The sequence below is a fragment of the Burkholderia torrens genome (assembly GCF_984668525.1).
The window spans coordinates 396,674-415,409 of sequence record NZ_OZ480213.1; the positions used below are offsets into that span (position 1 = coordinate 396,674).

The 18,736-nt window shown below is 61.8% G+C and carries 20 protein-coding genes; 8 read left to right on the forward strand and 12 right to left on the reverse strand.

Annotated elements, in window-relative coordinates; genetic code table 11:
• The first annotated feature begins 26 nt into the window (after nucleotides 1-26).
• Nucleotides 27-902: an alpha/beta hydrolase family protein gene (locus tag AC5LXX_RS32215; RefSeq protein WP_493414151.1), complete on the forward strand. Its 876-nt coding sequence runs from the start codon at nucleotides 27-29 to the stop codon at nucleotides 900-902.
• A 78-nt stretch (nucleotides 903-980) separates the two neighbouring features.
• The gene (locus tag AC5LXX_RS32220) at nucleotides 981-1,859 is read left to right on the forward strand and encodes an alpha/beta hydrolase (RefSeq protein WP_493414152.1); all 879 of its coding nucleotides are present in this window, start codon (nucleotides 981-983) and stop codon (nucleotides 1,857-1,859) included.
• 51 nt (nucleotides 1,860-1,910) lie between these two features.
• On the opposite strand, the gene AC5LXX_RS32225 is transcribed toward AC5LXX_RS32220, so the two are convergent.
• A complete protein-coding gene (locus AC5LXX_RS32225; protein ID WP_493414153.1) occupies nucleotides 1,911-2,822 on the reverse strand; it encodes a LysR substrate-binding domain-containing protein in 912 nt (303 codons plus the stop codon).
• Between the two features lie 79 nt (nucleotides 2,823-2,901).
• Between AC5LXX_RS32225 and AC5LXX_RS32230 the strand changes: the two genes are divergently transcribed.
• On the forward strand, nucleotides 2,902-3,426 hold the full coding sequence (locus AC5LXX_RS32230; RefSeq protein WP_493414154.1) for a GNAT family N-acetyltransferase: 525 nt from the start codon (nucleotides 2,902-2,904) through the stop codon (nucleotides 3,424-3,426).
• Nucleotides 3,423-4,655, forward strand: a complete 1,233-nt coding sequence (locus AC5LXX_RS32235; protein ID WP_493414155.1) for an MFS transporter — start codon at nucleotides 3,423-3,425, stop codon at nucleotides 4,653-4,655. The genes AC5LXX_RS32230 and AC5LXX_RS32235 overlap by 4 nt, the downstream gene beginning before the upstream one ends.
• A gap of 146 nt (nucleotides 4,656-4,801) precedes the next feature.
• Here AC5LXX_RS32235 and AC5LXX_RS32240 read toward each other — a convergent pair whose 3' ends face one another.
• From AC5LXX_RS32240 to AC5LXX_RS32280, 9 genes are all read right to left on the reverse strand, one after another.
• Entirely contained in the window at nucleotides 4,802-4,981 is a 180-nt protein-coding gene (locus AC5LXX_RS32240) for a hypothetical protein (protein WP_493414156.1), read from the reverse strand.
• Nucleotides 4,982-5,122: 141 nt separating this feature from the next.
• Nucleotides 5,123-6,652, reverse strand: a complete 1,530-nt coding sequence (locus AC5LXX_RS32245; protein WP_493414157.1) for a carbohydrate porin — start codon at nucleotides 6,650-6,652, stop codon at nucleotides 5,123-5,125.
• Between the two features lie 229 nt (nucleotides 6,653-6,881).
• A complete protein-coding gene (locus AC5LXX_RS32250) occupies nucleotides 6,882-7,133 on the reverse strand; it encodes a hypothetical protein (protein WP_493414158.1) in 252 nt (83 codons plus the stop codon).
• An 86-nt stretch (nucleotides 7,134-7,219) separates the two neighbouring features.
• On the reverse strand, nucleotides 7,220-8,176 hold the full coding sequence (locus tag AC5LXX_RS32255; protein ID WP_493414159.1) for a PDR/VanB family oxidoreductase: 957 nt from the start codon (nucleotides 8,174-8,176) through the stop codon (nucleotides 7,220-7,222).
• A gap of 137 nt (nucleotides 8,177-8,313) precedes the next feature.
• A complete protein-coding gene (locus AC5LXX_RS32260; RefSeq protein WP_493414160.1) occupies nucleotides 8,314-9,996 on the reverse strand; it encodes an FAD-binding protein in 1,683 nt (560 codons plus the stop codon).
• A gap of 75 nt (nucleotides 9,997-10,071) precedes the next feature.
• Nucleotides 10,072-11,007, reverse strand: coding sequence for an alpha/beta hydrolase (locus tag AC5LXX_RS32265; protein ID WP_493414161.1), 936 nt, complete (start codon nucleotides 11,005-11,007; stop codon nucleotides 10,072-10,074).
• Nucleotides 11,008-11,073: 66 nt separating this feature from the next.
• On the reverse strand, nucleotides 11,074-11,985 hold the full coding sequence (locus tag AC5LXX_RS32270; RefSeq protein WP_493414162.1) for a fumarylacetoacetate hydrolase family protein: 912 nt from the start codon (nucleotides 11,983-11,985) through the stop codon (nucleotides 11,074-11,076).
• Between the two features lie 33 nt (nucleotides 11,986-12,018).
• The gene (locus AC5LXX_RS32275; protein ID WP_493414163.1) at nucleotides 12,019-13,275 is read right to left on the reverse strand and encodes an amidohydrolase family protein; all 1,257 of its coding nucleotides are present in this window, start codon (nucleotides 13,273-13,275) and stop codon (nucleotides 12,019-12,021) included.
• A 191-nt stretch (nucleotides 13,276-13,466) separates the two neighbouring features.
• Entirely contained in the window at nucleotides 13,467-14,513 is a 1,047-nt protein-coding gene (locus AC5LXX_RS32280) for a Rieske 2Fe-2S domain-containing protein (RefSeq protein ID WP_493414164.1), read from the reverse strand.
• Between the two features lie 172 nt (nucleotides 14,514-14,685).
• Here AC5LXX_RS32280 and AC5LXX_RS32285 point away from each other — a divergent pair, with 172 nt between their 5' ends.
• The 4 genes from AC5LXX_RS32285 (at nucleotide 14,686) to AC5LXX_RS32300 (ending at nucleotide 16,380) form a co-directional block, all read left to right on the forward strand.
• Nucleotides 14,686-15,384, forward strand: coding sequence for a TetR/AcrR family transcriptional regulator (locus AC5LXX_RS32285; protein ID WP_083417878.1), 699 nt, complete (start codon nucleotides 14,686-14,688; stop codon nucleotides 15,382-15,384).
• An 84-nt stretch (nucleotides 15,385-15,468) separates the two neighbouring features.
• Nucleotides 15,469-15,768 carry a hypothetical protein gene (locus tag AC5LXX_RS32290; protein ID WP_493414165.1) on the forward strand — a complete coding sequence of 100 codons (300 nt, stop codon included), beginning with the start codon at nucleotides 15,469-15,471 and terminating at the stop codon, nucleotides 15,766-15,768.
• A 3-nt stretch (nucleotides 15,769-15,771) separates the two neighbouring features.
• Nucleotides 15,772-15,972: a DUF1289 domain-containing protein gene (locus AC5LXX_RS32295; protein ID WP_229050696.1), complete on the forward strand. Its 201-nt coding sequence runs from the start codon at nucleotides 15,772-15,774 to the stop codon at nucleotides 15,970-15,972.
• A 165-nt stretch (nucleotides 15,973-16,137) separates the two neighbouring features.
• The gene (locus AC5LXX_RS32300) at nucleotides 16,138-16,380 is read left to right on the forward strand and encodes a phosphotransferase-like protein (RefSeq protein WP_493414319.1); all 243 of its coding nucleotides are present in this window, start codon (nucleotides 16,138-16,140) and stop codon (nucleotides 16,378-16,380) included.
• A gap of 69 nt (nucleotides 16,381-16,449) precedes the next feature.
• Here AC5LXX_RS32300 and AC5LXX_RS32305 read toward each other — a convergent pair whose 3' ends face one another.
• Both AC5LXX_RS32305 and AC5LXX_RS32310 read right to left on the reverse strand, forming a co-directional pair.
• The gene (locus tag AC5LXX_RS32305; RefSeq protein ID WP_493414166.1) at nucleotides 16,450-17,703 is read right to left on the reverse strand and encodes an ATP-grasp domain-containing protein; all 1,254 of its coding nucleotides are present in this window, start codon (nucleotides 17,701-17,703) and stop codon (nucleotides 16,450-16,452) included.
• Nucleotides 17,704-17,740: 37 nt separating this feature from the next.
• Entirely contained in the window at nucleotides 17,741-18,685 is a 945-nt protein-coding gene (locus tag AC5LXX_RS32310; RefSeq protein ID WP_493414167.1) for a hypothetical protein, read from the reverse strand.
• Nucleotides 18,686-18,736 lie beyond the last annotated feature (51 nt).

An 18,736-nucleotide genomic window follows, 5' to 3' on the forward strand; every position in this document is an offset into this window, starting at 1 on the left:
CCATCCTTTCTCGATATGTAGGCCTTATGACAACAACCCGACGCCTGCTTTTGATTTGCCTTGCGCTCGTGATTCCCGGTGCCCATGCCGAACGGCTCAGGACGGACCTCCACGAATCTGTTTCGACGATCGACGTGACCGTCAGGGATTTTTACGGGACGGAGCAAACGGGCAGGGTTGCGATCACGCAATTCCTTCCGGATGGCGAAGGGCCGTTTCCGATCCTGATTCTCAATCATGGCCGCAGCCCCACGGATCGCGGTACGCCGCCGCGCTTTCGTTTCACCCGGCAAGTCGCCTTTTTCGTGAAACGGGGCTTCGCCGTATTCGAGCCGACGCGCATCGGCTACGGTCAGTTCGGCACGCAGTTCGACCCGGAATACAGCGGCAAATGCCGTCAGAAGGACTACGCACCGATGATCGCGGCGGCGCGTACGGAAGAGCTTGCCGTACTGGACTACTCGAGGCGGCAGCCCCATGTCGACCCGCATCGGATCGTCATCGTCGGGCAATCGGTTGGCGGCTTCGTCACGACGGCCATGGCGGCCGACAATCCGGACGGCGTGGTCGGGGCGATCAATTTCGCCGGCGGGTCCGGCGGCGATCCGGTCGAGCATCCCGGCGTGCCCTGTCAGGGCGAACGCCTGGAAGCCATGTATTCGCGTTTCGGAGAAACGGCGCGTGTCCCGATGCTGTGGATCTATACCGAAAACGATCAGTACTTCGCACCGACATACAGCAGCGCCTGGCACGATGCATTCGTTCGCGCGGGCGGCCATGCCGATTATCGGCTGCTTGCGCCATTCGAGAATAACGGGCACATGCTGTTCGCACGCGGTACCGACGTATGGGAGCCCGTGGTATCCGAGGTTCTCGAGCGTTGGGGGTTTCCCGTTCGTTGACCATTCGGAGCGGGGGATTGAACGTACCCGTCATACGGGGCCGACAACGCTGAATTCGACATCTTTCGAGCAAAGCCGATGACACATGACAAGTCTCATGAACCGCCTGGGTGCCCGCGGCTGTCGATCGATCGCGTCGGGCGGTTGCACGGCTCGATCAGGGCATTGATAGGGAGTCAACTGATACTTGCGGCGGTTTTCATGCTTGGCAGCCGCGCGATATGTGCGGGCGAGCTGGTTTCAGTAAAGAGCCGCAATGTCACGCAAAACGTCTACCTCAATTCCACATCGGCTTCACCCGCGTGGATTGTCGTGCTGTTCGCGGGCAGTGATGGCGTCGTTGCGGTTGCAGACAATGGGCCGACCCGCGAACAGGGAAATTTCCTGGTGCGAACGGCATCGTACTGGATGAACGCAGGCGATGCCGCGGTCGTTTTCGACGCGCCGTCTGACCAGGCGGACGGGATGGATGACGAATTCCGGTTAAGCGAGGCAGCGAGCCAGGACGTTGATGCCGTCGTGACGGAATTGAAAAGACGCTATCCGTCTTCCAGGGTTGCGCTTGTTGGCACCAGCCGCGGAACGATTACGGTGGGTAACGTGTTGTTGAGGAATCCGGAGCTTGCGGATGCTTACGTGCTCACGTCGCCGATTTCGGTAGCAGTTCGCGGCAAGCCGGGATTGTCAGGTGTTTCGTGGCCTCGGAACAAGGCGCGCGTATTGGTGCTGTCGAATGAGCATGACGGTTGCGTCGCTTCGCCGTTTGGGGCCGCCAAGCGCATGGCGGCGGACAACAACTTTGATTTCATTGCCGTATCGAGTGCCTTGGGTGGAGGTAACAGGCACGCCGAATGTGGCGGGCAGTCTCCGCATGGGTACCTTGGAGTCGAATCGAAAGCACTCGGTGCGATCAGCGAATGGCTCGACGGGCGCAAAACGGCATCGCCGTCAGAGTGACGGTGTGGTGGGGGGGATTCGTCCGCGATCGGGCGCCTCGTGCGACTGGGATCAGTCGTTCTTGCTCAGCCCGCCTTGTTCGATGAGCCACGCTTTGAGCGCTCCGACGCCCGGGGTTTCGGCGCCTGTTCGTGTGAGAACGTAATACTTTCCGGACTCGCAAAGCATCTGCGGAAATGGCGCGAACAGCCGTCCCGACGAAAGCTGTTTTCGGGCGAACAGTAGCGGCATCACGACGGCGCCAATCCCGTCTTCGGCCGCCTGCAGCGCGGCAAATGTGTGGTCAAGCGTCATGCGCTTCGACGGCGCGGTGGCCGCGAGCCCGAAATGCTGCGTCCATGTCGGCCAGAGATCTTCCCGCGCGCGAATATGAATCGTCGGTCCACCCAGCATTGTCTCGGGTGTGGTCAACCCATGTTTGCTCGCAAACTCGGGACTGCACAGCGGTATTGACCATTCCGTCATGAACGCGGTGGCAGCGAGCCCCGCGAAGTGGCGCGTGTCGCGTCGAATGGCGAGGTCGAACGGAGCGGCAACGTCGACAGGGCCCACGCTCGTGGTCGATTCGATACGGATGTCGGGCCGTTGCTCGTGGTACTCCGCAAGACGCGGCGTGAGCCAGTACATCGACAGCGTAGGTACGCAGTCGAGCCTCACCAACGCGTGCTGCGCTTCTCGCCCCAGTGCTTCCCCCGCTTCGGAAAGTTCGCCGAAGATCCGGCTGACGACTGCCACGTAGCGTTGGCCGGCGGCGGTCAAGGCCACCTTGCGGTGATGCCGCGTGAAGAGCTGGACGCCGAGATGCGCCTCCAGCAATTTCACCTGGCGGCTGACGGCGCCGGTGGTGACACAAAGCTCCTGAGCGGCCAGCGTAAAGCTCGCCGAGCGTGCGGCGGCCTCGAAGGCACGCAATGCGGTAAGCGGGGGCAATCTCATTGGTTGAGTATAAATCAACCAAATCACGAAAAATCATCGTTTGTCACGGCGAGCGTGCACTTCGAGAATGCGGCTTTGAATCCCTTTAGCCAGCGATCGATCCGCCATGAGCCACAGCGCTGAAACGATATTCCTGCGGGACGCCGGTCTCTCCGATATGGAGCAGATTGCGCGCATATATGCCCACTATGTCTCGCACACGACCATCACGTTCGAGACAGAACCGCCGTCTGCCGATGAAATGGCACGGCGCTACCGCGATATCCGGGCAGCCGGCGCGCCGTATCTGGTTGCAGTCGAAGGCGAGACGATCCTGGGCTATGCCTACGCGGGGCCATTCAAAGCACGCGCGGCCTACCGCCATACGCTGGAACATTCGATCTACCTGGATCGCGACGCTACAGGCCGGGGGCTCGGCCGGATGCTGCTGGAAAAGCTTGTCGAGACGTGCACGTCGCTTGGTTTCGCCGAGATGATCGCGACCGTCGCGGGAGACGACAACCCTGCATCGTCGGCCTTGCACGCACGTTGCGGCTTTGTACCCGTGGGCACACTGAAGCGAGTCGGGTTCAAACATGATCGCTGGCTGGACGTCACGCTCCTGCAGCGTTCGCTTCGGCGCGAGCCATGAACCGGCTTGCCGTGCTCTGTGCCGGCCGGGCGGGTACGTGCATGGGCACGATGGTGTTCGCCGGTGCGCAGCCCCTGCTGCGCGAAACCTGGCAGATGAGCGCGTCGCAAGCCGGAACTGTCCAGACAGTGTTCAACCTGTCCAATGCACTCGCGCTGCTTGTCGCTGCTTGGTGCGCCGACGTCTACGGCGCAAAGCGTGTTTATCTCGCGTGCACGTGGGCCGGCGCGGCAGCGCTCGCAGCCTTTGCATGGTTCGCCAGATCACCTGAAAGCGCGCTGATCGCCATCGTGTTTGTCGGACTGACGCAAGGCGGCTCGTATGCCCCGGCGCTGATGCTGGCGGCCGAACTCGGCTCACCGGCTGCGCGGGGGCGAGCGATGGGTCAGATGCTCGCGGCAGGCTCGTTGGGCTATCTGGTTTCCATCGCTCTGGCGCTTTGGGCCACGCAGACCTTCGGTGTCGCGACCGGTTTTGCGCTATGCGGGGCGGGTGTGTTCGCGGGCGCGCTGTTAGGGCACGTCAGCTTGTCAGGCTCATCGTTCGGGCCGTATAGAGGTCACGCTGCCGTATGCGCGGTAACGCCGAAACGCTCTCGACCGCGCGCAATGTCGAATCCGGTCGCGATATGTCTGCTGGTCGGCTACGTGGGCCACTGCTGGGAGCTGCTGGGCCACTATGCATGGGCGCCGTCACTGCTTGCCGCGGCGATCGCGCCGCTGCGTCTGGATGCGCTGTCGCGAGCGCTGCTGACGGGCGTGGTCGTCCACTTCTCCGGCCTGCTGTCGACGATTGCATTCGGCATGCTGTCCGATCGTTGGAACCGCGCGCCCGTTCTCGTTGCGGCTGGCGCGGCGGGCGCTGCCTGCTCGATCCTGATGGGCTGCTCGATGCAATGGGGGCCCGTCTGGACAATCCTGATCGCGGCTGTCGGCAGCTTCTTCATTCTTGGCGATTCGGGCGTGCTGTCCGCAGCCTTGTCCGACGCCGTTGCGCCGCACCGATTCGGACGTGTGATGGGTGTTCGTTCCGTGCTTGGCTTCGGCGTCGGCGCGCTTGCACCGACAACATTCGGCGCCACGCTCGATGCAACTCACCAGTGGTCCTCTGCATACGGAACCCTGGCTGTCGGGGGCGGTGTTGCTTGTATCGCGGCGCTGTGGCTATGTTGGCTGAAGGGTGGTTCCAGGATGCAAAACCGGACGCTCGGCGATAGTCGTTCCGGGTGACCGCTCCGGGCGGCGGTTTCCGCCGGTCGCCACCGGAAGTTGCCGGCCAGGAGCAGTCAAACACCCGTCAGTACCGAATGGCGGGGCCCTGGCCTATAAGCGCCGGTCAACATGACGTCTGTCCCAACGGCCGAAAGTCTGGCTGGTCAAGCGCGGCCCTCTTTCCAATGCGCAATGCCTTCGATCGCGGCATAGTAGACGATCACGAGACCCGCGAGCGGGTCCACCCACCACAATCCCGCAATCGCGTTGAGTGCGATTCCAACAAGCACAGCCGCCGCCAAATAGCCGTCTATGACGGTTACCCGCGATTCCGCGATAAGCACGGCGTTTTCCAGACCGCGGCCGGTGACAAGCTTGCCGCGCGCGAGGGCAGGCCTCGCGCTGGGCGTGCGTTGAACTCGGAATTGCCTGGGACGGGCGCCACCATGCCGAAAGGCAGCGCCGTCACCCCTTCGAGGTAGCGGTCAGTTCCCGGACAGACCCAGCATTTTGTCGAAGAGGATCGTGGCGAGGATTCCATATGCAATCCCGTTGCGCGGCTTCGTGGTCGTGTACGGCATCAGCCAGCTATTCGTGTTGAACGTACGGACGATGTACGGACTCACGATAACGGAGGGCGTGACAATGATGTTGGCGTCGACCTGTACCGCGTACTCGTTTCTACCCACGTTGTAGCCGGTGCCTCCGAGTGCAAGATTGGTCTGTTCGAGAAAGTTTTGCTCTGATGCTGTATTTCGCGTATAGCTGACGCGCGCGGAGACAGTGTCATACGGCCGGCTTTTCAGAAGGCCTTTCGCAGTCAGGCCCAAGGTCCCCGTGCTCTCAAGTCCAGCCGCGTTGTGCTGGCTGAAGGAGCTGGCGAAATTGCCAAATACGCTCAGTGAGAAGGGCCCAGGTGTGCCCGTAATATCGCCATCCGGATGCCACACCACCTGCTTACCACCGACATAGATACCCGAGCTTCCCTTGTACGGGCCGGGCAGTATCGGCCCCGGGCTATTGAAATCCTTGTGGCTGGCAGTGTTGTAGAAGAAGAGCAGCTCGTAATTCTTCGCGTAGCGGTCCTGCTGCGGATCGGTCCTATAGGTCACGTTGGCGAGGTAAGTATTGCTTTGTGGGCCTTGTTCCGACGCAGTCCAGCCCGTGCTATAGGGGTAGTTAGCATCCGATCTCCACACGCCAACCTGCGCGGTGATCTCGCTCGTGAATTTATAGGCAGCCCGCACTCCCCAGTTAGCGATCACGGGGTTGATCTGTCCTGCATACTGCAGGATCGGAGAGAAACAGCCAAAGGGTAGTTCGCACACTGGGACGCCGAAGAAATCTCGCGGGTTGCTCTTCCCGAATTCAACCGTGCCCCGCCCTTCAAGGAACTTCTGTTCCCACGTAAAAAGCGTCAAGTACGCCTTTCGCTGCACATACGGCGAGGGCTGGCCGGCAATACTGTCACCAACCTGAGCGCCGTAGAGCGGATTGACAATGAACGGCGCGAACAGTTGTTGAAAGTGGATGGTCGCGCCTGGGAAACCTACCATCTTCTGAAGATCGAAATCCGCCCCAACGGCGATGAATGTGTACACTTGATGATTGCCGGTCTGCTGACCAGCCGACGGATTATCAAGATAGAACTGGAGCAAAGACAGGCTAGGCGTAATACCGACATTCTGAAGCGCCTTACCCACCTTCCAGAAAATCGGGTGTGCAGCGTCCCGATCGCTCGCCTGATCTCGCACAGTACCAATGAGCGTAGGCGTCTCACCGCTCGAGCGTGAGTCGTCCTTCGGATTGAGAGCGACAGTCGCACTATCTGCAGCATTGGCGACAGTGGTCACGGGAGCGTCAGCAGCCCGGGCGACCAGGCTGGCACCGGCGAAGATTAGAGCAACAGCCGTTTGGGTGCGCGTCCGCGTTGGGTTCAACCGTCCAAACGCGGTCCCTGCGCTCTGCGTTCCCGCATATCGGCGCGCCTGCTTTTGACTGGATAGGTGCTTCATTGATTGTCTCCATTATTCATATAAATTTATAACTGCGTAGTCGCGACGACTTTCTGCGCCCTCGCGGCCTCTAAGCCTGACACCGTCGGTTCTTGCCTTTCCGGAACGGAGAACGCTCTTTTTTTAATTAGTTTATTTAATTTAGGATCACTACGTTTCAGAGGTTTTATTTCCCCTATGAAAATGACATAGGATTTTCAGCTATTAGAGAATTCTCGGGCGCGCCACGTCATCGTTCGACCTGGCGGTACCCGATCAATACCGTAAGTCGCTCGTGGGCTCCCCCCTCACCACAGCGGCGCCCCAAGTGTTCTCGCGCACGGACTCCATCCCATCCGGTGTAAATAGTGGCTTCACGTTCGTTCATACCGACACCTTTGAGTTCGCTGTCATTGCCGCAAATTCGCCCGTTGTCGCCACCAGCAACAGGCAGCGCGATGCGAGCCGGCAAACTGTTCGAGGTCGCGTTGGTCGCCTGCATGCCAAACTGCTGACCCGCTCAATGCCATGGTCGAATCCAACACTCCTGGGCGATTTGCTCCATCTCGCTTCTTCAGACACGGTTGCTTAGAGGTCGAGCACCAGCCGATTGCCCTTGGCGCGCGAGCAGCATGGCAGGAACTGGTCGTTCGCGGCCTGCTCCTCTGCGGTCAGGTAGAGGTCCTTGTGGTCGACCTCGCCTGCGAGCACCCGCGTCAGGCAGGTCCCGCACACGCCCTGCTCGCAGGAGACGGGCACGAAAACGCCGTTGGCCTCCAGCGCCTGCACCACGGTCTGCGCGGCTTCCACGCGGATGACGGCGCCAGAACTTTTGATCACCACGTCGAAGTGACGGTCGTCGACGGAGTGGGCCTCCACGCCGGCGAAGTACTCGTAGTGAACGTTGCCTTCCGGCCAGCCGGCGTCAGCGGCCTGCGCTCGCACCGCTTCGAGGAAGCCCTTGGGGCCGCAGACGTACAGGTGCGTGCCCGGTTGCGGCGACTTCAGCAACGCCGGCAGGTTGAGCTTCTGGCCGTCAGCGCCGTCGTCGTGGTGAAACTGCACCTTGGCTGCGAAGCGGCTGCTGCGGATGCGGTCGGCAAAGGCGGTGCGGGTCGGCGAGCGAGTGGCGTAATGGACGGCGAAGTCGCGGCCCAGTTCGTGCAGGCGCTCGGCCATCGCGAGAATCGGCGTGACGCCGATGCCGCCGGCGAACAGGAGGCTCCTGTTCGCGTCCTCGACCAGCGGAAAATTGTTCTTTGGCGGGCTGATCTGTAGCGTGTCGCCTTCCTTCAGGTCGTCGTGCATGGCCGCTGAGCCGCCGCGGCTGGCGGGATCGCGCAGCACGCCAATCTGGTAGCGGTGGCGTTCTCCGGGCCGGTTGCACAGCGAATACTGGCGCACCAGGCCGCCTGGTGCACGTACATCGACATGTGCGCCGGCACAGAACGCCGGCAGTTCGCGACCGTCGGCCTCCACAAATTCGAAGCCGGCAATGCCTTCGGCCTCGACGGTCTTGCGCGCCACGCGCACGGTCAGCCACATAATGCGGTCCTCTTGATCATGTTATGCGGATCGATGACGTACCTCTTCGGCGAGCCCTCATCGAACGACTGGTCCCCCTTGGGCGCGTCGTCCAGCGTAGTCGCTCGTAATCCGCGCGATACGATCACCGATCTGTGTCACGCAGCGAGATGACCCGCCGCGATATAGCCGAACGTCATCGCTGCCCCCAACGTCGCGCCGGCGCCGGGATAGGAATCACCGAACGGCGACGCCGAACTGTTGCCGATCGCATACAGGCCCGGGACCGACGTACCATCGGCCCGCTCAACCTGTGCGTTGGCATTGACGCGGATGCCGCCCTTGGAGCCAATGTCGCCGATATAGGCGCGGATGGCGTAGAACGGCGGCTTGTCGATCGGGACCAGGCTCGGATTTGGACTAGCGGACCGTTCGCCGGACATCGTCTGGTCAAACAGCGAATCGCCTCGGCCGAATTGGGAGTCCTTGCCCGTCTTCGCCGCATCGTTCATGTGCGCGACGACCGAGTTGAGCTTCTCGGATGGCAAGCCTGTGAGCGATGCCAGTTCCGACACCGTGCCTGCTTTATAGATGAAGCGGTTCCACCATTCACGCGGAATCGCTTTGTCCGACGCCATCGAAGACGGAACGAGGTTGCCGATGGGATAGTTCGCGCGATAGCGGGAATCGAAGATCAACCAGTAGGGATCGGAACTCCGGCGACCCGACCCTTCGGCGAGCACCTTGTTGCCGATCCGGTCGTAGGACCATGATTCGTTGACGAATCGTTCGCCGTCTGAATCGACCAGGATGCAACCCGGTGAACGGAATAGCGGCCCCGGCACCATCGAATTTGGGACGTGCGGATCCGGCAGCACGACAACCGGCGTCCACCAGAAGTGGCCGATCATCTCGGTGCTGGCGCCGACGCCCTGCGCTGCCAGCAGGCCGTCGCCGGTGTTCACGCCCGGGGCGATGCTGTAACCGGCGCTGGTTGGGCGGAGCGCGTGCGTATCCCGTAGTGACTGATTATGCTCGAACCCGCCCGCCGCGATGATGACACCCTTAGCAGCGCGCACGGAGATCTCCCGCCCATCATTGTCGAACGTCGCGCCGCTGACGCGCCCGCCGCTTTCGGCCAGATCGGTCATGCGCATGTTCAGCATCAGCGGAATCCCGCGCTTTTCCATTGCGATCCGCAGGGCACACACAAGCGCGGCCCCCATCGTGACGCGACGATCGCGCCGCGTGATTCTTCGCCATGAAATATCCGTCCAGTAACGCGCAAACATCTTGAAGATCGAGAACTGCCAGCCGGACGGCTTTTCGATAAGCTTGTGCATGTCGGGCCAATCGAGTGCGACCCGATGTCCGGCCTTCCATAGGTGGGACGGCTCGCGCATTTCGAAAAAAATCGGACCGAGTGCTTTGCCGTCGAGCATGGTCGGAGCAAGGCTGCGACCAAACATGCTGCCGTCGACTTCCATGAAATAGTCGGGAAAGGTGTCCCCAATGATGCCGACACCGATCTGCTCCAGGTATCGTGTCATGTTCGGCGCCTCAGCAAGGAAGGCGTCAATGCGATCTTCGCGGACGTTGCCATTGGTAATGGCGATCAGATATTTCCTTGCCTTCGCGACGCTGTCTTCCCCGTTCATGAACTGATGGTTCGGCGCCCAGATTTGTCCTCCTGACAACGCCGACGTGCCACCGAAATAATGCGTCTTTTCCATCACTACGCTCTTCTGGCCGAGATCGTGGGCGCGGATCGCGGCGAGCATGCCACCAGCACCGGATCCCACGACCAGCACGTCGCAATCGATGGTCCGTTTCGGTTCCATGTTCAAGTCTCCTGTATTTCATTATTTTCATTCGACCGGCGGCGGTTCTTCAACCTTCGGTCGCGTGCATCATTGTCAGTCTCGATTGAATGCGCGTTGAAGAGCCCGGCTAGCGTCGTCGAACGCCTTTCTGACTTCGGCTGCCAAATCGAAGAAGCCGCAAAAGCCGTGAATCAGGCTGGCGTACTCGTGATATTCGACGGGGACGCCAGCGCTGGTCAGGCGATCTGCATACATTCTGGTTTCGTCACGGAACATGTCATTGCCGCCCACCGCAATGAAGGCGGGAGACGAGCTGCCGAGCTCCTTACGAAGGAGGATCGAGATACGTGGATCAGTCCGCTGACTGTCCGACGTCAAGTAATTCTGCATGCAATTGCGGTGAAGCCCTGCGGTGATGAGATGGCCTTCCGCGAATTCGCTCCGCGATGCAGTATCGATATCGACTTGGGTCATTGGGTAGAACAGCAATTGCAGCGCGCACCGCTTGCCCACTTCGTCGCGCAATTCGGAAGCGACGAAGGCCGCCATATTCGCACCTGCGGACTCGCCTCCGACCGCGATTCGGTCGGGGTCTACGCCTAGTTCTCGAGCATGGTCGAAGAGCCAGGATGTGCTGGCTAACGCATCGTCATGAGCCGCCGGGAAACGGTGCTCGGGTGCCAGGCGATAAGCAACCAGCAACACTTTGATGCCCGCGCCCAGCGCAAGACGTCGCCCGCTCTGGTCGTGGGTATCAAGTCCACCCACCATCCAGCCGCCCCCATGGAAGTAGACGAGGCACGGCAGATCATCCTTGTCGTCTGCGGCACGGGTTGGCGACAACAAACGGGCCTCCAGCGTCGTATCGCCGGTGTCGATCCGAAGGTCTCGTGATTCGACGCCCGGGATCGGCGTCGGCGACGATCGGAGTTTGCGGAAGAATTGCCGCTGCTCGTCGGCGTTCATCGCTTCTATCGCGGGGCCAGCATGATACTTCTTGAGCATTGCGGCGAGATTCTGGTCGAGCATTGCAGGGCCTTTCTGATTAGCGCACTTACTGGCGCAGTTGGTATTCCTCGGTTCGCGTCGCTACTGTCAGGCGATTCGGGTTGAGAGGGCGCCAAGGCCGGCAATCTCGATCTTGATCTTGTCGCCTTTCGATAAGAAACGTCCGTTTTCAGCTCCGACCCCCGCTGGAGTTCCGGTGATCAACACATCGCCAGGCAAGAGATCGAAGCGGCTGCTGAGGAACGCGATCTGCTCCGAGATTGAATAGATGTGGTTCTTTGTGTTTGAGTCTTGCCGCAGTTCGTCGTTGACCCAGGTCTTGATAGCAAGATCCTCGGGATCGGCGATATATTCCGAAGGTGTCAAAACAGGACCGATTGGACACGACTGCGGAAAGACCTTCGCCCCTATCCAGTCGAACCGAAACGGCGAACTGGCGTCTTCCTGGAGGCGGACCAGACGATCGCGAGCTGACAGATCGTTGGCGCAACTGTAGCCGGCGACATAGGATAGGGCGTCCGCTTCGCTCACGTTGCGCGCGCGCCGACCGATAATGACTGCGAGTTCGCCCTCAAAATCCAGCCTCTTCACGCCTGAAGGATAATTGACGTGCTCGCCATGCCCCGCCAGGCCGGTACGGCCCGGAATCATGAAAAAGAACGGCGGGGCGCCGCTAGCACGGGGATCATTCACGACGGTGTTCATCACCTTCGCCATCGCCTCGACGTGATCGCGATAATTCGCCCCGCAGGCATAGATTGTGGCGGTCTCCAGCGTGGGGGCGACCAGACGCGTCGCGCCGATGTCGATTGTCTCCGGCAGTTCCGCGCCCTCGGCTATCCGGAGCGCCAGTTCCTTCATTCGCTCGTGCTGCGCACCAACGTCGGTCAGGTAGGTTTCCAAAGTACAGTCGGACAGGCGGTAGGCCTGATCGGCCACCACGATTCCCAACTCCGGCGATCCGGACGAAGGCAGGAACTGGAAGAGTTTGTAATTCATAACGAAGGATTCCTGAACTAGAACGCCGATGAATCAGCACTGTGCCAGTGCTGTGTCTGAAAATTCTTTGTGGAACTTGCCGTCCTTCATCACGGCAAGAATGTTCTGCTTGTCCTGAAGCAGGGTGACATCCTGCGTGACATCGCCTTTCACAAGCAGAATGTCTGCTAGGTAACCCGGCTTGATCATTCCAAGCTCATTGCCCATGCCCATCAACTCGCCACCGAGTTTCGTCGCGGCGACGAGCGCATCGATAGGAGTGAACCCCATCTGCTTCACGAAAATGTCGAGATCGCGAGCGTTCCAGCCATGCGGATTGAAGGGGAAGCCATAGTCACCGAAGGGCAGCACCCGGATCCCGCGCCGGCGCATTTCAGGGATCAGTTTCCGATGGCGCTCCATCACATCCCGCGCGTCAGCCTTCTGCTCCGTGAGGTCCATCCCCGGCGGCGGCGTGAAGTCGAGCAGAGCCTGTAACACGCCGATCGCAGGCGCTACGAAGATATCGTCCTTGCGTTGCTCAAGCAGATCCAGGGCTTCTTCGTCGGCGTGTGTGCAGTGGTACAGCATGCGAAAACCGTTACGGGCGCCGAGCTTGACCGCTTCGGCTGCATGCGCGTGTCCGTTCAACCAGATACCGGATTCAACCGCCTGTTCATGCGCGGCCTGAAGCTCCTCATCCTTGTATTGGAGCTCGAGCGAGGCACCGGGGCGCAGCTGGCTTTCGCCTGAGATGAGGAACTTCACCGACTTGGCGCCGAACTCCGCGCACTCCTTGATGAATGCGCGTACTTCGTCCGGACCACCGAGTTGATGCTCGGACTTGCCGGGATTGAAGGTGTTATCTTCCCCCGCGGGCGGTTCCTTTTCGATCGAAGATGGAATGAAGCGCGGACCGGGCAGGCCACCGCTTTCGATCTGTTCGGCGAGATAGATTTCAAGCCGCTGGCTCATCGCGCCGGCTGAGTAAGCGCTGGTGATGCCATAATCGAGCAGGATTCGCGCGTTGCGCGCAGCGGTCAGCGCCAGCGCTTCTGGCGGCATTGCCATTTCCCTGACAGGGCGTTCGACCGAGCTGGGCCACGTCAGGTGCGCGTGTGCTTCGACCATTCCAGGCATCAGGACCGCGCCCTCGCCATCGATCACATGTACATCGGCCTGATAGTCTGTGCCTTTCGTCGACCCACCAGGCGCGACGGAGACGATGCGGTTTTCCTCTACGGCCACCTCGCCAGCAAACGGCGGTGATCCCGTACCATCAAAGATGCGGACGTTTTTGAAGATGATCATCTATGTCTCCGTAGTTACAAATCTAAAAGTTTGAAGAGTATTAAGGTGTCCTTACTCGTCATCCAATACCTCCTACGCCTGGCGCCATGATTGCCTGACTCGCCGGCGCGCTGCACAAGAGGCCTTCGACCGATTACGTATCCCCTTGGGGTCGCATGCCGGTATTGACGGTGTTGATCGAGCGGCCCAGTTCAGGCTTCGGCGGAAGCCGACTCGGCGCGGATCTGTACAGTGAGTCGTTTGCGAACCCGCACCGATCCCACATCGGCCTTAACCGAAATCTCTCTAGGCAGTGGCTGTCCCGTCCGCAGGACGTGCTCGATCGAAGTGATGGCCTCCTTGTCCTGCGGCGCGATTGCATTGCCTGACGCCAGGTAGAACTGCGAGAGTGGCTCGTCGTCCGTCCTGAAGTTGCGTACTGTGGCCACGAAGTAGCGCGTGGAGGTGGGCGTCTCAGGGGTGATGAGATGGAGGAAGTTGACCGTGCCTAGCTTCTGCTCAGTGCCTGCGATCAGGAAGTGCCCGCCGGTACGAATCAGGCACGGACCAAAGTACTCGGCATCGAAGTGCTGGTCCACTGGGCCCTCGTACTCAGGAAAAAGCATCTGCAGGTATGGGCTACTGGGAATCCCACGGCCCAGCCGCCGATTGTTGAAGCTCTGGCTGGAGCCGACCGGCTCGCAGGGAACGCGCGCCACAGCTTCAGCGCCCGGAATAGTGTCGGCATGGATGAAGCTCACGTGCGACAGATCGAGCAGGTTGTCAATCAGCAACGTGTAGCGCGCATCGAGATCGATCGGCCCCTGTTTGTCGATGCGCCAGCCATCGCACAGGCCCACCTCGTCCAGGGGCGGCATGAGCCGCGGGTCGGCCGCATCCGGCTCGCCCGTCCAGATCCAAACGGTTCCCGCCCGTTCAAGCACGGGATAGCGGCGCAATGCCGCCGGGGCCGCAGCGTCCTGGGACGGTACATGAGTACAGCGGCCTGAGGCATCAAACGTGATGCCATGGTAGGCGCACTGCAGCGCATCACCGACGAGGCGGCCCTTCTCGAGCGGGTACATGCGGTGAGGACAGATGCCCGACGTGCAGACCGCCTCGCCCGACTCCGTGCGATACAGCACCACCTTCTCACCCAGGATAGTGCGACCAAGCACGGAGCGTCCGACTTCCGTGCTCCAGGCCGCCATCCACCATTGACGTCGTGGGTACGGGCTCGGTGTGTCCAATGAGTACATGGTCTCGTCTCCTATATTTGGTTAGGTATCGCATCAGGCACGCTTGAAACTTTGACATGTGTCAAAGTTCGATTTGGACAATCGTCAAAGTTTCTTCCCTCGGTGTCAAGCGTGGGTCGCTTGGGATTTTCCCTACCGACAGAGAAAGGGAGGGCAGCCTTACAATCCGGCAATGGCAACTCACAGCAAAAAGCCCCCACCGCGCGATGGGGCCGCGTTTCGGCAATCGATCCGGCGCACAGCACTCGACGTTTTTTCGACTTACGGCTTCGACGCCACGAGCATGCGCCAGCTTGCGGCCGCGGCTGGCATGGACGTCGGCCATCTCTCGTACTACTACCCCGCGAAGGAGGCGCTGTGGCGCGACGTGCTGATGGAGTGCTCCAGCGACTTTGAGCGCCACGCGGAGTCCGCGCTAGCGGCAGCGGTCGGTCGGGAGACGGCAGCTGAACGTGCTGCTATCGTGCTGCCCAGCTTCCTCGGTTTCATGGCCGACAACCCGAAGCTCTCGCGGTTGATGATGCAGGAGTTCTCCATGAATTCGGCCCGCCACGACTGGGTTGTGGATACCATGGCCAAGCGGGTCTTCCTGCAGCTACAACCACTGTTCGATGGCCTCAGGTCCGAGGGCCTGCTCGTCGATATTGATCCGACAGCCGCCTACTTTGCGCTGATCGCCGGGGCGGTCGCATTCTTCGCTTCAACGGAAGAGTTTGGCCGGATATCGGGCTACGGCGCTCCAGATCCCGACCAGAAAGAGGCGGTGATTGCCTTTTTGTGTCGGGGCTTTCTCGACACGCCGCGAACGCCGTCGGGCAAGCGAAAGCCCGTCAAGGAAGCATCGCGCGGGCCTAAGGAGCGGTCGAGCTAGACCCAAACCGCGGAGCTCGGATGTGTAATTGGCAATCGTCAGGAAGGCCAGCGTCGACCCGAAGGCGCCGGCTGGGGACGGTCGTTGACCCGCGACGAAGCTCTCGGCCCGTATCACGTCGAAACATCGATGCACTTCACCAAGGTTGAAGTCGACAGGTTCAAGCGTATGTCCGAGAACGTCCGTCATGTCATCGAAGACAATGGCGACACCGTGCTCGACCTCGATGTTTGGCGTGTCGGTCCAGGGCATATGAGCGCGATCGTTTCGGTCGCCACCGATGAAGTACAGCGCAACCCGGGCTTCTACCGCACAGCGCTCAAGCGTTTCAAGGGACTGTCGCATGTGACGGTCGAAATGAACCCGACTCGCGTTGTGGCCTGAACGATGGCAGTCAAATCGCCATGCATTGATGTCTGTGCGTTCGATGGCAAGACCGGTCTTTGCATTGGCTGCTTTCGGACGCTCGACGAAATCCGGGGCTGGAAGAAGATGACGGATCACCGGCGTCATCAGATACTCAATGAGAAGACCCGGCGACAGGCGAAGGTCGCACGCGAGATGCAGGTCGCCAAGGTGAAAAGCTGAAGATATGGACCTGTACCCCCGGTCTGCTTGGGATGTCCGAAGTACATCATATTGCAGCCGTTGACCGGGGAGCCTGTCACTGGCAGAAACGGGTCGATAGCCGTCGATCCGCAAAACCACGGACGGCGACGATAAAACAGGTTCGTACTTCGGGATACGCCCGCGCTGGACGCGTGCATCGCTGCACTGTCACCTCGCCGCACCGTCGTCGTAGGCGTTTCGTGTCCGCTGGCCATTCTCGAACAGCGCGAACGCGCGAGGCCGGACAGGAGCGAGGGCATGGCCAGATCCCAGTTCGGGCATCCCGCCTATTCACGGCCGTACTCGATGCGCATCGATACGTCGACATGCAGCCCGGAGGAAGGCGCCCGTCGTATCCGCGCACACATCGACGAACAGCGCGCGTGATTGCGCGTGAAGTGCGACGTGGATGTGCTCAGGCAGCGCCGCAGCCATTCCGGAACACCCTATGACGTATCAGCCAACCTTTCCAGTTGAAGGCTCCAGATTAGAAGGTGCCTCAGCCAGCGTCGGCTGCACGACCTCACCGCGACCGGCCGACGATCCCGCGTGTTCCGCCGAACCGTGCGGAGCCGGCAACGCAACCCGCACATAAAGAAACGCGCGCCGTTCGCGATCGGGCAGCACTTGCGGCCCGTAACTGAGCGTGACCGCGCCGTCGTTGAGCTCGCCGGCCTGCGCGAAGCGCCACGCGCGTGGATCGCTGTCGAGCAGGAATTCGACGCGTGCATACGCGTGCGGCTCGAACAGCTCGGGGATCGTCACCGCACGCCCGTCAAGCTTGTCGAGCAGCGCTTCGACGACGTTGAAGCCGTACCCGTCGCGCACGATGTCGCAGATGAAGCTGCCCGCGATGCGCGGGTTCAGCTCGATCACATGCGGCACGCCGTCGTGCACGATGCAGTCGAGGTGCACGGGCCCCCACGTGAGCCCGGCCGCCGCGGTCGCGCGCGTGCCGACGTCGATCAGCGCGCGCAGCGTGTCGCCATCGAGATCGAGTTCGGACGTATAGCCGCGTTCCAGAAAACCCGCGCCGTGCCGCTTCAGCTTGCGCAGTGCGCCGACATAGCGGCCGTCGAAATACTCGACGCAGTATTCGCTGCCGCTCAGGAATTCCTCGATCACGACGCGTTCGGTCGCGAGCGACTGCGCGTCGGCTTGTGCGGCCGCGGCCGCGAGCGCGTCGAGCTGCGCCCGTACGTCGGCGATGTCCTCGCAGCGCCGCACGCCGTCGCTCGCCGAACCTTCCGACGGCTTGACGACGACCGGAAAACGCAGCGGATCGGCCGCGGCCACAAGCGCTGCCGGCGCCGCCAGCGTGCCCGTGACGAACTGCGCGGCCGGAATGCCGTGAGCGGCAAGCAACGCCTTCTGGTTCGATTTCGATACCGCGTGCGCGACGTGCCGCGCGTCGGGGCCGGGCAGACCGAGCGCGTCGGCAACCCACGCGGCGGTGCGCGCATAGGTGTCGTGGGCGGTCGTCACGCGCAGCGTATCGAGTTCGCCGGGAAAGCGCGTGCGCAGCCAGCCGGCGAGCTGGCCGGCATCGGGCTCGAGGTTGACGGTCTCGACGGCGTCGGGAAACACGCCGTCGAGACGATGGCCGGGCGCGGTGATGACGGTCACGGCCAGCTGGCGTGCCAGCGCGGCGCGAACCAGCGCGACGCTGCTGCCGGTGGCGCGCGCGCCGATCACGATGAGTCGCTTCATGTCGGATCCTTGATCGGGAACGGAGGAGTAGGGCCAGCTAGCGCGCGCGCCGGCGCAGGCGCTGCGCTTCGAGGCGCGGCAGCAGGTGCTGGACGACGCGCGGCAGCGTATAGATCGGCAACTGCGCGCACGTGAACACGAGCGCCATGGTCGGCGTCGCGGCCAGCCCGAGCGCGGCCCACATCAGGCCGACGTTGCGATTGGCGACGATCAGCGCGACGTTGAGCCGCGTGCGGACGTCGCCGGGCGTGAGCCCGTACGCGAGGACCTGGAAGCCGGCATTGACTGCGAACGCGAGCACGATCGCGCTCAGCGCGCGGTGCGGCGCATCGATGATCGATTGCTGCATGCCGGCCATCGTGCCGAGCGCGAACACCAGCAGCGCGACGACGACGGTCGCGTCGATCGGTGTCGCATAGCGGTCGAGGCGCGAACCGGCAAAGCGCCGAACGAGCAGCGCGACACCCTCGGCACTGCCGATCAGCAGCGCGAGCCGCAAGGCGAGACTCAATGGCGAGATCGATACCGCGGCATCGTGGCTGAACCAGGCCGTCAGCAGCGGCGCGGTGAGCGGCACGAACACCATCGACGCGAGGGTCGCGACGAGGGCGACGCTCGCGTCGAGCGACAACATCCGCGCGATCGTCGACGTGCCGCTCGACGGCGGCGCACAGTACGCGATCACCAGCGCGACGACCCAGTCGTACGGCATGCCGGCAAGGCGCGCGGCGATACCGAGCGCGACCGGGCACGCGATCATCGTCGCGGCAGGCAGCAGCAGCGACACGGCCGGCCGGCGCGCAACCGCGCGCACGGCGCTGGGCTCGACGCGCAGCAGCGTGCCGAGCACGAACAGGAACACGGTGACAGGCATCAACGGCCGCGCGAGATCCGCGAGCGGCGGCACCAGCAGCCCGAGGACGACGCCGCACGCGAGCACGGTCGGCCCGCGCCGCACCGTCGCGGCGATCAGTGCGCGCACGGGCGAACCTCGGGCCGGCGGCGATCGGGGGTGAAGCCGGAGCAGACAGCG